General features: G+C 39.6%; 9 protein-coding genes and 1 pseudogene. 2 read left to right on the top strand and 8 right to left on the bottom strand.

From position 1 onward, the window contains the following. Positions 1–32: 32 nt before the first annotated feature. The 6 genes from ACSQ6I_RS18810 to ACSQ6I_RS18785 all read right to left on the bottom strand — a co-directional run bounded on the left by ACSQ6I_RS18810 (position 33) and on the right by ACSQ6I_RS18785 (position 8,907). Complete coding sequence (locus tag ACSQ6I_RS18810) at positions 33–1,184, bottom strand: tRNA-dependent cyclodipeptide synthase (RefSeq protein ID WP_438891824.1); 1,152 nt, start codon at positions 1,182–1,184, stop codon at positions 33–35. A gap of 84 nt (positions 1,185–1,268) precedes the next feature. Beyond that, positions 1,269–4,826 carry an nSTAND1 domain-containing NTPase gene (locus tag ACSQ6I_RS18805; RefSeq protein WP_438891823.1) on the bottom strand — a complete coding sequence of 1,186 codons (3,558 nt, stop codon included), beginning with the start codon at positions 4,824–4,826 and terminating at the stop codon, positions 1,269–1,271. A 29-nt stretch (positions 4,827–4,855) separates the two neighbouring features. Continuing rightward, positions 4,856–7,024, bottom strand: coding sequence for an SIR2 family protein (locus ACSQ6I_RS18800; RefSeq protein ID WP_438891822.1), 2,169 nt, complete (start codon positions 7,022–7,024; stop codon positions 4,856–4,858). Positions 7,025–7,128: 104 nt separating this feature from the next. Beyond that, entirely contained in the window at positions 7,129–8,277 is a 1,149-nt protein-coding gene (locus ACSQ6I_RS18795) for a hypothetical protein (RefSeq protein ID WP_438891821.1), read from the bottom strand. A 36-nt stretch (positions 8,278–8,313) separates the two neighbouring features. Beyond that, positions 8,314–8,541: a hypothetical protein gene (locus tag ACSQ6I_RS18790; protein WP_438891820.1), complete on the bottom strand. Its 228-nt coding sequence runs from the start codon at positions 8,539–8,541 to the stop codon at positions 8,314–8,316. Positions 8,542–8,574: 33 nt separating this feature from the next. Beyond that, complete coding sequence (locus ACSQ6I_RS18785) at positions 8,575–8,907, bottom strand: hypothetical protein (RefSeq protein ID WP_438891819.1); 333 nt, start codon at positions 8,905–8,907, stop codon at positions 8,575–8,577. Positions 8,908–9,302: 395 nt separating this feature from the next. Between ACSQ6I_RS18785 and ACSQ6I_RS18780 the strand changes: the two genes are divergently transcribed. Further along, positions 9,303–9,500: a helix-turn-helix domain-containing protein gene (locus ACSQ6I_RS18780; protein WP_438891818.1), complete on the top strand. Its 198-nt coding sequence runs from the start codon at positions 9,303–9,305 to the stop codon at positions 9,498–9,500. Then, positions 9,466–9,684: pseudogene (locus ACSQ6I_RS18775) on the top strand (IS630 family transposase); the annotation flags it as partial. The gene ACSQ6I_RS18780 and the pseudogene ACSQ6I_RS18775, both read left to right, overlap by 35 nt. Before the next feature lie 668 nt (positions 9,685–10,352). On the opposite strand, the gene cydB reads toward ACSQ6I_RS18775, so the two are convergent. Both cydB and ACSQ6I_RS18765 read right to left on the bottom strand, forming a co-directional pair. Further along, a complete protein-coding gene (gene cydB, locus ACSQ6I_RS18770; RefSeq protein WP_438891817.1) occupies positions 10,353–11,366 on the bottom strand; it encodes a cytochrome d ubiquinol oxidase subunit II in 1,014 nt (337 codons plus the stop codon). Between the two features lie 254 nt (positions 11,367–11,620). Then, positions 11,621–13,066: a cytochrome ubiquinol oxidase subunit I gene (locus ACSQ6I_RS18765; protein ID WP_438891816.1), complete on the bottom strand. Its 1,446-nt coding sequence runs from the start codon at positions 13,064–13,066 to the stop codon at positions 11,621–11,623. Between the last annotated feature and the right edge of the window lie 709 nt (positions 13,067–13,775).

Here is a 13,775-nt window from a genome sequence, read left to right as displayed (position 1 = left end):
GACAGTATTGTCAATCTATTATACTGGCAACATTATTTACGTTTGAGACGTAAAGAAACATAGATAATTTTTTGCAGACAATCAGGCGCACCGGGATAATGTCCTTCAGTAATTTCTTGTAACATATCTAAAGAACCTGGATAAAACATTACAAATAAGCCTTCTTTAAAAAGACAGGCAAAAACCGCTAATTCTTCGAGTAAATACCCAGATGACAATTCTACATAATGATCAAAATTTTCAGTATTATTGTCAAATTGACGAAGGACAAACTCTTTAGCTGAAGATTTAACTGAATTAGCAAAGTTCTCATCTTGACTAATAAAATTCTGTAATTGTTCATAATAATTAAAATAATCTTCTGATTTTTGGACTTCCGAGCAAAAAATTACATTAAAAAGACAGGTATCAGTGTAATTCTCAAAAACCTCCCTTGCCTTCTCCACATACTCTCTTCCTAGAAAAAGTGCTTTGTTAAGTGCGTGTTCTTCCTGTAATCCTTGATTTATTTGTAGCGTAATTCGATGTATGCTATCACCAATTAAAACAGTGCATTTTTTAAACTGTTTACTAATCCAATCTGTTATTCCTACTAATTTTGCTATTGAAAAACTATCATTTTCTAAACTTACCCCCAAAAAGCAATATTCATGTTTATCAAGTTCATGCCTGGCATTTTTGGGGATAACTGCTGCAATCTCTGCCCGATACTTAGCTCTAGTCAAAAATGGTATTTTATTTTGGGGATTCAAAAAATTTTCAAAATCACTATACTTCATTCTTACCAGATGAGCATAAGAATAAACGTAATACGCAACCTCTTGATTTTTAGCTAAATCTTGACCCCAAAAAACCTCGATATCGTAAAGTTCACTGTAGGGAGGGAGCGTACCAAATTCACAATCGGGAAAAAGATTTTCAAATTCCTTCTGATTAAGTAATCTAGTCTTGTTTGCATTTAAAGACTTCTGGAGAGATTCAACATTGATTCGTAGACTCGCTGGTACAAGAACTATGGCTATTTTTTGTTCGTCAATTTTTACTAATACAGCCTCAATTAACTCCATTCCCAGCGCCTGTTTATATCTGGTAAGTTCCTGTGCTGTATAAGCAGGCGAATAACAGATAGTTTGATATTTAAGCTGGTGACTGTTTAAGAATTCTCGGAATTGCTGAATAGACATAAAAAAGTGAGATTATTTATTAATTACAAGCAGTTCGAGATCAACATCCATAACCAAACAAGAGTCAACTTAGGAAAAATAATATTATTTGTTACATACCCTCAGTTCTTCCCGTTCCTGAGAATGCTTTTCAATATAGTCTTTGAGCCAATTACATCCCCTTGCCAAGAGTGCCTCAAAATTTTCAATTGACCATAGCTGAACAGTACCATCCGATGAAGCAGTTGCTAACTGCTGCCCATCGGGGCTAAAACTAACGCTATATACTGGTCTCTCAGGACTTTTGAATTTTTGTACGAGCTTGCCTTGCAAGTCCCACAGGCAGGCAGTACCATCAGCGGAGGCAGTCGCTAACTGTTGACCATCAGGACTGAAACAGAGGTCATAAATCCAGTCTTTATGACCTTTGAATTCTTGTACAAGCTTGCCTTGCAAGTCCCACAAGCAGACATTACCATTAGCAGAGCCGGTCGCAAGACGCTGCTTATCCGGGTTCATTTCAGGGCTAAAACTGACACTCCAGAGCCAGCCCTGATGAGCTTTGAATTCTTGCAGGAGGTTGCCCTGTAAGTCCCACAAGTGAACCTTGCCATCAGCAGAGCCAGTGGCTAGTTGCTGTCCATCAGGGCTGAAACTAGCGCTCCAGATAAAATGGGAGAGGTTAAATTCTTGGAGGAGGTTGCCCTGTAAATCCCACAGACAAGCTCTGGCATCATCAGATGAGGTAGTAGCGAGGCGCTGCTCATCGGGGCTAAAATTGACGCTCCAGACCCAGCCCTTGTGGCCAAATTCTTGGAGGAGGTTGCCCTGTAAATCCCACAGGCGAGCAGTACCATCTTCAGAACCAGTAAGCAGTTTCTGTGTATCGCTGCTGAAACTAACGCTCAAGACAGGGCCTGTGTGTCCTTGGAAGGGATTGCCTATTGGCTTGCCTTGTAAATCCCACAGGCGAACTGTACTGTCAGCAGAGCAAGTAGCAATGTATTGCCCATCGGCACTAAAACTGACGCTCCAGACCCAGGACTCGTGTCCTTTGAATTCAGCTAACGGCTTATCCTGTAAATTCCACAAGCAGACAGTACCATCAGCGGATGCAGTAGCGAGGTGCTGTCCATTGGGACTGAAACTGAGGCTATAAATCCAGCCCTCATGTCCTTTAAATTTAGCCATTAGCTTGCCTTCTAAGTCCCATAGGCGAGCCGTACCATCGGCGGAGGCAGTAGCGAGGTGCTGTCCATTGGGACTGAAACTGAGGCTATAAATCCAGCCCTCATGTCCTTTAAATTTAGCCATTAGCTTACCTTCTAAGTCCCATAGGCGAGCCGTGCCATCGGATGAGGCAGTAGCGAGGTACTGTCCGTTGGGACTAAAGACAGTATAAACCCAGCCTTGATGAGCTTTAAATTCTTGCAGGAGGTTGCTCTGTAAATCCCACAGACGAGCAGTACCGTCGTCAGAGCCAGTAACTAGCTGCTTTCCATCGGGGCTAAAACTGACGCTCCATATTGGTTGTGTATGGCATTTAAATTGATTCTGCTCTTGGATGTTGTCAAGAATGTGCTGCAATGCAGTTTTTAATTCGGGAGCGTGACAGTCTTGCGGTAAGAGTCCATATTGAATGTTGTTCTGCAACTCTTGTCCAGCCCGCATCGCTGTCAGTAATGCTTCTAGCTCAGAAGACTCGAATTGTAGCAAAGCATCTTTTGCCATCTGTTCAATTTGTTTGATTTTGCGTTGACGCTGTAGCCGCTTCCAGATTGCTGTAGCCAAAACATCTAAAAAAATCTCATAGTAATCAGCAGCTAGTGGGCGGATAATTCGAGCCTCGCCTTCACTAAGTTTATTTAGCCAGCTATAAACCTTTTCTATCTCAAGTTTTTCAGTTTGGTTTGGTTCTGCGTTGACATAATTCAGTAAATCATCGGCTTTGAGAGCAAGTTTATGACCAGATGGTGTAACTAAATAGTAAAAAAGACGATCAGATGTATTTTGTTCAATCTTGAGATCAGTCTTTAAATCTTCCAGCTTTTGATCGAGATGATCTTGAACAATTTGCTCTGCTTTGCCTAAGTTTATATAGCTTTGTTTTTCTAGCCTACGAGATCGACATTCACCTCTCATTTCCTGTTTCCATAAACGAAGCATTACTAATTGCAGGTAAGGAGTTTCAAACCTCTGTTCTGATGGTGCTTCTGAAAGAGCGATATCATCCAAAACTGCTGCAACTAAGTCTGGTTCAATACTGACTAATTTATCCTCGATATTTTGAATAATCGTTGGTTTGATCAAATTATCTACAATTGGTTCTTTTTTGACAAAACTTGAGGATATATGTAAGTAGTATGGGCATAGTTTTACTATATTTTCTTTGAAGGTATCAAGTTTATGAAGACTGTTTTTATGAATACAAATGAGCAAACCAATATTCAAATTAGGATGATTTAGCGCACAGAAAAGCTCATCTAAAAATAATTGTGTTTCATCTACTGGAGAATGGATCAGGTATTCCTCAAACTGGTCAATGATGATGAAGATCCTACCATTTCTATCTGTACCTATGAGCTTTGTCCATGCCTGTAAAGTTTCTGTAAATGATACATTTAAGTGAGGTACTTCGATATTTCCTATATCTTGAATATCTGCTTTAATCTGCCTTAATAAATTATCTAATGGTTTGCCTTCATGCCAAGAATTAAATAAGGTAACTGCCAACTTGATCTGGCCAGATGTTTGAAGATTTTGTTTAGCTGCTTGAAGTAGATAATAGGCAATACCATCTCGCAAAATTGTACTCTTACCTGCACTGCTGTCGCCATAGAGTATGGTTAACTTTGAGTGACACAGGTGGTCAAGGATAGTTTGCTGTCGGTTATATTCAGTAATCGGTTTCTCAATTGCATCCTGGGCTGATTGCCTATTCAGATGCTTGATTGCTATCCGGTTGTCTAATAAGTTACGAAAAATGCGACCTTTAAAATAGTCAAGTTTAGCCAGGGCATCCTCACGAATAGAAATGAGTAAATGAAGATTCAAATTAGAATCATTAACAGCTTGAGAAAATTCATCAGTGAAGGTGTCTTTAGCACTATCGTTTAAGAAATCAAAATATTCCTCGAACTGATCGAGGAGAATAAATAGCCGACCGCTCTCATCTTCTTGACGGACAATATCTATCCAAGCCTTCAAGATATCGGTGAAAGAGGGTTGTTGTTTATTTTTGGCAATAGTTTTGATCTTTTGTTCAAACTGTTGCTTAATTTCACTTGATGATTCAATTTTGAAAAGACTGGTAATTTCTGCTTCCAGTTGTTTCTTAATCCCTGTTAGTGGATCTTGCCAAGACAAATTATCTTGTAATTCGCTCTTAAGTGGAGGAAAAACGATCGCACCCCACCCTGGTTTACTATTTGTTTCCCGATTTTCCAGGGCAGCTTGACGCAAATGATATGCAACACCAGCCCGCAGAAGCGAGCTTTTTCCCACACCACTAGCTCCATAGACAACTGTCAGCCGTGAAGATCGCAAATTTTGAATAACTATTTGTTGTTCTTTGTCTCGCCCAAAGAAAAATAATTTATCTGTTTGTGAATAAGGGATCAGTCCTTTATAGGGTGCAGGAATTTCAATGTTATCGCAATCCATGACTTCCTTTTATTTTAAAATTGTGATTTTTACCACCGTTCTTTTAGTCGTTCATTCAATTGATCAACATAATTTTCTAAAGACGTTTCACTGATGAGTTTTACACCGTTAACTTCCCAAAGAAAGGACTTATCTAAAGCATGAGGTTTTGGATGAACTGCCCACCATAGTTGTGTTTTCCTGTTTCCTGTCTTTGGCAACATACGGTGTAAAATGACACGCTGATGCCAATAGCGTAGGCTATATCCTAAAAACCAAATATGGTCATTCCTGAGTTTGTCTAGCAGAGATGCGGGAAGAATTTGCTGAGGATTGCTATCGGTATAAGCCAAATAGTCAATAAAATGATCTTCTGTGATGGCAAAGCTTCTGGTTGGATGTTCTGGCCAATCAACAGGTCCATAGAGTTTTAAGATGACTGGAAACTCATTGAGCGAAAAGTCCGAATAGTCGTTGGCGTTTCCTGGCGGTATCGGTTTTATCTCACCAGGAACTACTGGTGACTCCTGATCTCCCTCAATTTCATGTTCAAACTTTTGATGGACAAACTGTTTGATGAGTTGGCTGTCGTCATCTTCACCAACTGCGGTATAGGATACTAAATCGAATGGCTGTTTAGCATCCACAAATGCTTGTTCCAGGGTGCTGTCAAAATTGGTTGTCACTATTAGTTGGTAACGAGTAGCGTCACTTGCTCTTCCACCCCTAATTCGAGCAGAATAGCCCATCTCATCCATGAGACGCGGGAGTGCAGCTAGAAACCGATGCAATCGGTTGGGTTTGTATTTATGTTTAGCAATTTCTATGATTGCCTGATTAATTATCCTTTCACCTTGAAGATTTAAGTATTGCGACACATGCTGAAGATCTAGTTTAGTCACAAATTGTGTCAGGATTGGGCATCCAGGAGGCAAAGTCTCTGCATCGCATAACGGACAACGAACTGTCTTTAAGTATTCATGGCTCTGGTCTAAGTACGCAGCAAGTTCAACGCTAGTAGGTGGATAGTCTCCTTGAGGGTTCCAGTCCCATGCTCCGGGTATGAGATTCGCATTATACAGGCGATCGCATAAGTTAATATCTGCACCTAAAAAAGGAATTACTAAGCCATTTTTGATTTTGGGAATTAGCTGTTTGAAGTGGGCTTCAAGTTCTACTTTTGCTGCTGGTGATTTACATGGCTCAGGTTTTCCAGTTAGAGGTGAGGGTGCAATCCCTTTTTGCGGAAGCTTAAACTTGACATACCCATTCTCATCAGCAGATTCTATATCTTTGAACCATCGGTTTTTTTGATCACTCCAACGACGCAGATATACGGTTCCTTTCCTAGTTTCAAAATTAAGGTGTACAAAATTGTAACCGTTGCGATAGTCACGGTGGTCGTAGCTGGAACCAGCTGGAATAATTACACATTTTCCTGTTGTTCCAGCCACTTGATAAACTTCAGATCTATGCTGATGGCCACAAAGAAGAAAATGACACCCATCATTGTCTTGGAGTCTTTGTGTAATTAGATCGCGTTCAAATTCAGCTAGCCATCCTAATGGATGATGCAGTACCGCAATCCGCACCTCATAACTAGTTATTTGATTGAGGGCATCATACAATTGGGGTTCTCCGACAATTAGTTTTCCATAATCATCTACTTCTCCTTTTTCATTTCTATTGCGCCCAGCCATTAAAGCTGAATTCAGACCGAGTAAAGCAACTCGCTTTCCATTGATCGATAGCCTACGGATACTGTTGTAGTCAGGTTGAGTCTGATGTGTGTATTGAGTAACAAATTCCCTATAGGCTTCAAATGGTTCTCGCAGGCGATCGCGTTTTCTGTTGTCCGTCAGCCAATCTTTGACCTGAACATCAGAATTAAAAGGCTTAAGGATAGAATCTGGTAGCAATTCAAAGGCACTGCGATCAAGGTCGTGGTTGCCTGGTACAATAAACAACTGCTCGGTAGTTAACCTGGTTGCTTGAAGCACAGGCTCGAATAAATTTTCTTGTGCTGCTGCATATTCTTCCTTCTTGCCAGAATAAGTCACATCACCGCTAAAGATGATGAAATCAATTTTTGCTAAGTCTGGGCTGATTTTCTCTCGCTCCTCAATATCTCTAATTAAGGCATCACGTACAACTTTCCTGTCAAATTCTTTCCCTTTCTGATGCCAATCTGAAAGATGAAGCCAGGTTATTCCTGCCATTTTAATTTCTCCCCAGAAGGGTAATGGGGAATTGGGAATTGAGAAGAAAATTTCCCCTATTACCCATTACCAGTCCTTGAATTAACAATTAGTAACTTACGTTATTAGAGGATTTGTTCTGCAACCTCTATCCGTAGGAGCGATCGCACATTTTCGATTTGATTGACAATAGTTGCCACTGATGAGCCAGCAAATAGCAACCCTACCGCAGCCGGGGTGTTATTCACCAAAGTCGCCACCAATGAACCAGAATCACCACCAGCGGAAATGCTAGTAGTAATAATTTGATCTTTGAAACGGGCTACCTTACCGTTACCATAGCCCACATCGACAGTAGCACTAACCGCTGTAATTCTGCCGCTCGTAAAGTTGGTAGTGCGTCCAGTTTTATACACAGGCATTCCCACAGTTATATCCTGCTTGCGCCTCCAGCCTCGCACATAACCCAACCAGTATATTTCCCGATCAATATCATAAAATGGTGCTTCTGCGATCGCTGCATCTACAAGGTTGCGGTGCTGTTCTCTAGGAATTGTTGGTTCAAAGTCAATGGGTACAAATCGGTTCAGACGGGCGATGATATCTGTGGAAACATTTCCCCCATCAAAGGGGCCCGGTTGCAATATAGGATCACCTACAGCAGCATCGTTGCTGTTAGCCAAGACGTGATTATTGCTGAGAATATAGTAGCGGGACGGAATACCTTTGCCATGCACAGGCGGGTTAGTAGAACCTTCTGGTAAAATGTCGTATACGCAAGTAGCAATAGTACCTGCGGTAATCTTGTAATGTCCAACGCTATAGCCTCCTTCAGCTGGACGGGCGCGTTTAGCAAGCAACTCAACTGCCGACTCTGGTATCTCCATCCTTTCAGTAACGCGGTAAGTTCCAGTTGCACCATTAGAGGGTTGTATTAGCTCAGTTCTTACCTGTGTGGGTTTTTGGCGTAACTCTCCCACTCCCGCAAAAGGATAACCTATTTCTAAAACATCAGTTTGCATATCTGCCAATCTCGATGGTACAAGATCAGCCCTACTCAACTCATCTCTTGGCATCTTGTGAGTTACTAATGTCAACAACGCGGGTTCACCCGTAGGTTGTCCATTCCGCCACTTTACACCCACTCCCAAACCAACAACGTTGGGGCGTAGCTGTTGTGGATTCATAAAATCTTCTACGGCGGCTCTGTGAGCTGTTTGTAATTCTGCTGCGTACTGTTGAGACAGTATCATCTTGTTTTCATCTAATTTCATATCAAATCTCCTGTTAAATTGATTGCTTATGATTGCTTAGATTTGTGCTGTTACAGTGCCGATTTCATCAACATCGGTTGCACATCCTTCTATAGACTTCGGGACAACTTCCTGGGGCTGCAAGTCGGACTCTGGAACTTTATGGGTTACAAAAACCTTAATCACCGTCTTCCCACCCTTCTCGCCAATGGCAACACCTATAACATTGGGTAGCCTCATCAGTTGTTCTTCATAATCCTGTTTGACGGTATTAACTTTGTTCATCGCCATCTCCCATTTACAGAGACAAAATACTTGTTATTGCTGAGGCTGTGTTTGAATAGCTCCCGTTACTTGTGCATCAACTTTGAATCCGTCCAACTGCTCTGGTATTTGCTGTTTCAAATTTGGAGATTCATTTTCCAAATACACCTTTATGCAAGGCTTATTGTCACATTCGCTAATTCCCAGACCTACCACACCATCAATATTCAATAAATCAGATTCATATCGCTCTTTTATCTGTTCGATAGTTCGGCTAATCGATAAAGAGCTTGACAAAAATAAAGTTTGTTTATTCTGACTTAAGGTAAATAATGGTAAACTTGCTAATACTATGGCAAGAAAAATATATATTAATTTTTTATCCATATACTTTTTGCATCCCTAAGGAAGAATTAAAAAATATATTGATTCACAAGGTATTCCTAAATAGTAAAAAATAACTAGATTTAAATATCGGTCAATGGATGTAGTTTTTGAAAATTTTTATCTCTTCCTAAAGAATATTAAAAAGATGACAACCTATGTCTTTAGGAAAAGTATTGCGTTGTCGAAAGTTACGAAAGAGGGATAATAACGCCCATCTTTACTATTCCTCATGTAAGTTTCTGATATAGGAATAATATTTGATTTGTGAAAAAACTAAGAGATAATACGGAGAGGTGTGCAAGTCTAAAGGAAAACAATGATAAAGCAGGATTTAGAACAGGGGATGCCAGTAGTGGGTGAAGTCATCGCCGAACTACAGGAGTTTATAGCTCAAAATGCTCTCTTCCCGTGAGGTGAGGAAAGGATTAGCAATCAAACTGGTTTATCAAGGTTACTTATATGAGGAAATTCAAACAATTCTAGGCGTGTCACTAGGTTCAATAACAGGTTGGAAACAAGTCTACGAGGAAAATGGAATTGATGGGTTAAAACTAAAATCAATGGAAAATACAATGCGTTCGTTTTGCTCCTAATTGTCCGATACAAAATCCCATTGAGGATATTTGGTTACAAGCTAAAACATGGGTTCGACGTTGTTGTGCGTTGATACCAACATTTTCTCATTTAAAATGGATGTTTGAATGGTTTATCCGACACACTACTTTTGATTTTCCCACGCTTCAGATGTACGAAGCTTTTTCAAAAATCAAATATTAGTCCTATATGCAACTTCATATCAATTTAGTATCAGAATCACTTTGTTTTCTAAATCATTAGTAAATGTGAGAGTTTCAATCCCTAATAGGGATTAATGAAAATTGCAATATCGTATGTGTAGGGTATGGATAGCTCAACATAATGTTTCAATCCCTAATAGGGATTAATGAAAATTGCAATGTCGCAGATAGATTCCATGTAATGACACAGATAAATAAAGGTTTCAATCCCTAATAGGGATTAATGAAAATTGTAATAAAAGGTGGGTATCTTTCAAAGAATGGGCTGATAGAGACGTTTCAATCCCTAATAGGGATTAATGAAAATTGCAATTTTAATTATTTGAGTGAGAGCAGGAATCGAGCAGTTTCAATCCCTAATAGGGATTAATGAAAATTGCAATAGCGGCATCCTGGAAGCCTGTCTGTATTTGGTTTTCAAGGTACGGTTGCGCGATAGCGAAGCGCTCCGCAGGAATCGCTCTCATCATAGTCCATTTCAGAAATTGTGTCAAGAATGAAAATCGCTGAAACCCTGTCTGGGTAAAGTGCGCGGATGGTTGACTAACATGAATAGCCGCAAAACTAAGCCTATCAAGAGATACAGACATTTTTTCAGTTTCTTGATTTTTTACACCTACCCAGCCGCGCTAAAAGGCTGGTTGTCAACTATTCTCCATACTCTCCACCAGTCACCTTACCCCGGAAGACAATGTACTGATACAGATTGTAAAACAACATTACCGGAATCAGGAAACCGATAAAAATAATCATGATTACCAGCGAACTGGGATCAGCAGCAGCTTCATAGATTGTAATCTGTCTGGGAATAATGTAGGGAAAAACAATCAAACCCAAACCCAAAAATGTCAAAACAAATAACAAAATTGTCCAAACAAAAGGTGCGCGTTCTTCCTGGCGATTTAAACTTTGTAAAAGCTGCCAAATTAACCAGATTCCTAAAATGGGAATAACTGCAAAAATATAAACTAATGGCTGTTGAAATAACCGCATTCTCGCACCTTCATAAATTAAAGGTGTGGTGATTGTAATCAAAACCGCACCGATTAAAGTTGTCCAAGCAGCTAGTTTTGCAGTTTTATAGTGAGTCTCTTGTAATTCTCCTGTGGTTTTCCAAATAAGATATGTTGAACCAATCAAAACATAGCCTTGAATTAAGGTTAAAGCCACCAATACAGATGGTAGACTTAACCAGTCCCAGGTGCTACCAATAAAATGCCCTTTTTGATCGACATTAATACCTTGCAAAACTGCACCTAACGCAAAACCTTGTCCAAGTGCAGCACCGAAGCTACCTGCGCCAAAAGCTAAATTCCAAAATAACTTACGTCGAGATAATTCCCGAAACTCAAAGGCTACACCCCGAAAGATAAAACCAAATATCATTACCAAAATAGGGATATATAAGGCATTTAATATTGTGCCGTAAGCAAGGGGAAATGCACCAAACAGACCTCCAGCCATGAGGACTAGCCAAGTTTCATTGGCATCCCAGATATTACTTAAACTGGTCATCAACAATCCCCGACGTTCTTCATCAGAAGATGTGAGAGATAATATGCCCACTCCTAAATCAAATCCATCTAACATGACGTAGAGAAAGAGAAATAAACCTAAGATTACAAACCAAACTTGGGGAAGAAAATATTGTAGTGTTTCCATAAGTTGATGTAATTTGAATATGCAAGTTTACTTACTTAAAGTCCTTCTTTTTAAGGAGGATTTAGGAGGATCTAAGGTTTTTAATACATCAGTCACCACTTTTAAAACATCCTATTAGGACGAAAGTAACGCGTCGTAAATTTAGGATCATGGTGGGTTAGCGATAGCGTAACCCACCCTACAGATGTTGTAAATTCTGTAGAGACATTTCATGAAACATCTCTACAATTAAAATATTTAGAAATCCCTTAATGTTATTGTTGCGCTTCTACAGGACGTTCATCTGGTACAAATTCTCCTGGTGTGGTATCTACTGCGGGTTTGGTAATTTCTACACCGGGAATTGGTAAATCAAGATTGGGGCCGTTACGAATAATGCGACTACCAAAATACAAAGCAGCTATAAATAAAATACTGTAAACTGTGGCAAAGCTGGTTAGAGAAACGAAGACATTACTAGCGGGTAAATGAGAAGCTGCGTCTACTGTGCGGATTTGTCCATAAAGTACCCAAGGTTGTCTTCCCACACAACGAACTATCCAACCTGATTCCACAGCGATGTATCCTAGAGGGGCTGCTAATACCCAACCCACCATTAACCAACGTTGTTGACTAATATTATCGGCTGAAAGTTTACCTCGTAACCATTGCAGGGTACTTAATAACATCAGTCCAGCGAAAAAGAAGCCAATGCCAATCATGATGCGGAAGGCATAATATATTAAACCTATCATGTGGGGACGGTCTTCTGGTTTCCACTCTTTTAAACCCCGTAGTGGTTCTGAAAGATTTTGTTTAAATTCGAGAATGTAACCCAAAGCGTTGGGAATGGTAATTTCCCAGTCGTTTTTTTGGGCTTTTTCGTTGGGTATAGCCAGTAAACTCCAGTCAGCAGGTTTTCCCGCTGGGGATGATTCCCACTGGGCTTCCATTGCTGCTAATTTGGTTGGTTGATAGTGATAAACTTGTTCACCGCTGAGGTGTCCGATGTATATTTGAAGTGGAGCGACTGCGATCGCAGCTGCTAAAGCTATTTTCAAGGAACGGGAAAAGAAAGCTGGATGACGTTGTTTGAGAATATACCAAGCACTAATTCCCCCAATCACAAATAATGATGTCTCCAATGTGGCAAAAAACATATGGAGCACACTGTTAACCATAAAGGGATTTAAAATAGCCTGAAAGTAATCATGAACAATAAATTTACCATCGACTAATTCCCCACCTGCGGGAGTTTGCATCCAAGAATTAGCTGTTAAAATCCACAAAGTGGACAGGTTAGCACCCACAGCCACTAAAATGGTAGAAAGATAGTGAATGGTAGGATTGACACGCTCCCAACCAAATAGCATAATTCCTAAAAAAGCAGCTTCGAGCATAAATGCCCAAGACGCTTCAAAACCGATCACGCTGCCAAAAAAGTTACCGACTGCTTCTGAGAATGGGGCCCAATTCGTCCCAAATTGAAATTCCATTGGGATACCAGTGGCTACACCAATACCGAAGTTGAGAACGTAGAATTTAGACCAAAAACGGGCATGGAGGTAGTAATCTGGATTACGGGTTTTTAACCATACCCCTTCAATTATGACTAAGTAAATGCCCATTCCTGTAGTTAGCACAGGCCAAAGCATATGAAATATTGCTGTGAGTGCAAATTGCATCCGTGATAATAAGACGGAATCGGATAAAAATTCCACCTATCTCTCCATTTGCTCACTACTCTTTCTAGGATATCGGGTAAAGCACTAAATGGAAAAAATATCAGCCGCGAAACAAATTTTTCACCCCAATGCAAAAGGAATAAATAATGATTTCCATAGACCAAATATTATACATCGAAGAAAACAGGCAAATTTTCGATGATACATAAGTAAATGCTTATATAAGGTATTCAATATTTATTTAATAAATCGTACCTTCGGGTTAATTTTTTAGCCTGCAAAAGCTGTATGCTATTTTTAATCAAAACAGTTAAGCTAAATTTCCGGTCAAAAACCTGAAATTAGATAGTTTCGCATGATTGTGTTCAAGAATAACTAGGTTTTATCCTTCAGTAAAATCTTGATTCATTGATCATGTAATTCTTCATCTATAACTACAGCGCCAGCAAGATATTATTATGCTTGCTATATTTGGCAATTTCAAATCAATTTATTACTACTTGAGGAGTGAGCATTTACAAATGAATTTTACAACCCACTTTTTAATAAAACTTAAATGTTGAGAACATATCTTTAGATCAACATTAATATATCCAGCAAAACATAAAAGTGCAAAGGCTGTTTATAAAAACTCTTTAGTTGTAATTTTGACAGCCCAAACTTTATGACTTGCATTTACCGAAATTAACCAACACTAATAGTTTCAACTAATAATAAACAGGGTAGCTAAATTTCTCATTGTTAC

It is taken from the genome of Anabaena sp. WFMT (assembly GCF_051781005.1).
Taxonomy (GTDB): Bacteria; Cyanobacteriota; Cyanobacteriia; order Cyanobacteriales; family Nostocaceae; genus Anabaena.
The sequence above is the reverse complement of the archived record's forward strand: the minus strand, read 5'-3'. Positions and strand labels throughout refer to the sequence as shown.

What these genes read in the sequence shown, in the direction of transcription:
- ACSQ6I_RS18795 (WP_438891821.1), bottom strand. Translation starts at nt 8,277, where the DNA reads ATGAAATTAGATGAAAACAAGATGATACTGTCTCAACAGTACGCAGCA.
- ACSQ6I_RS18800 (WP_438891822.1), bottom strand. Translation starts at nt 7,024, where the DNA reads ATGGCAGGAATAACCTGGCTTCATCTTTCAGATTGGCATCAGAAAGGG.
- cydB (WP_438891817.1), bottom strand. Translation starts at nt 11,366, where the DNA reads ATGGAAACACTACAATATTTTCTTCCCCAAGTTTGGTTTGTAATCTTA.
- ACSQ6I_RS18785 (WP_438891819.1), bottom strand. Translation starts at nt 8,907, where the DNA reads ATGGATAAAAAATTAATATATATTTTTCTTGCCATAGTATTAGCAAGT.
- ACSQ6I_RS18780 (WP_438891818.1), top strand. Translation starts at nt 9,303, where the DNA reads ATGCTCTCTTCCCGTGAGGTGAGGAAAGGATTAGCAATCAAACTGGTT.
- ACSQ6I_RS18790 (WP_438891820.1), bottom strand. Translation starts at nt 8,541, where the DNA reads ATGAACAAAGTTAATACCGTCAAACAGGATTATGAAGAACAACTGATG.
- ACSQ6I_RS18810 (WP_438891824.1), bottom strand. Translation starts at nt 1,184, where the DNA reads ATGTCTATTCAGCAATTCCGAGAATTCTTAAACAGTCACCAGCTTAAA.
- ACSQ6I_RS18805 (WP_438891823.1), bottom strand. Translation starts at nt 4,826, where the DNA reads ATGGATTGCGATAACATTGAAATTCCTGCACCCTATAAAGGACTGATC.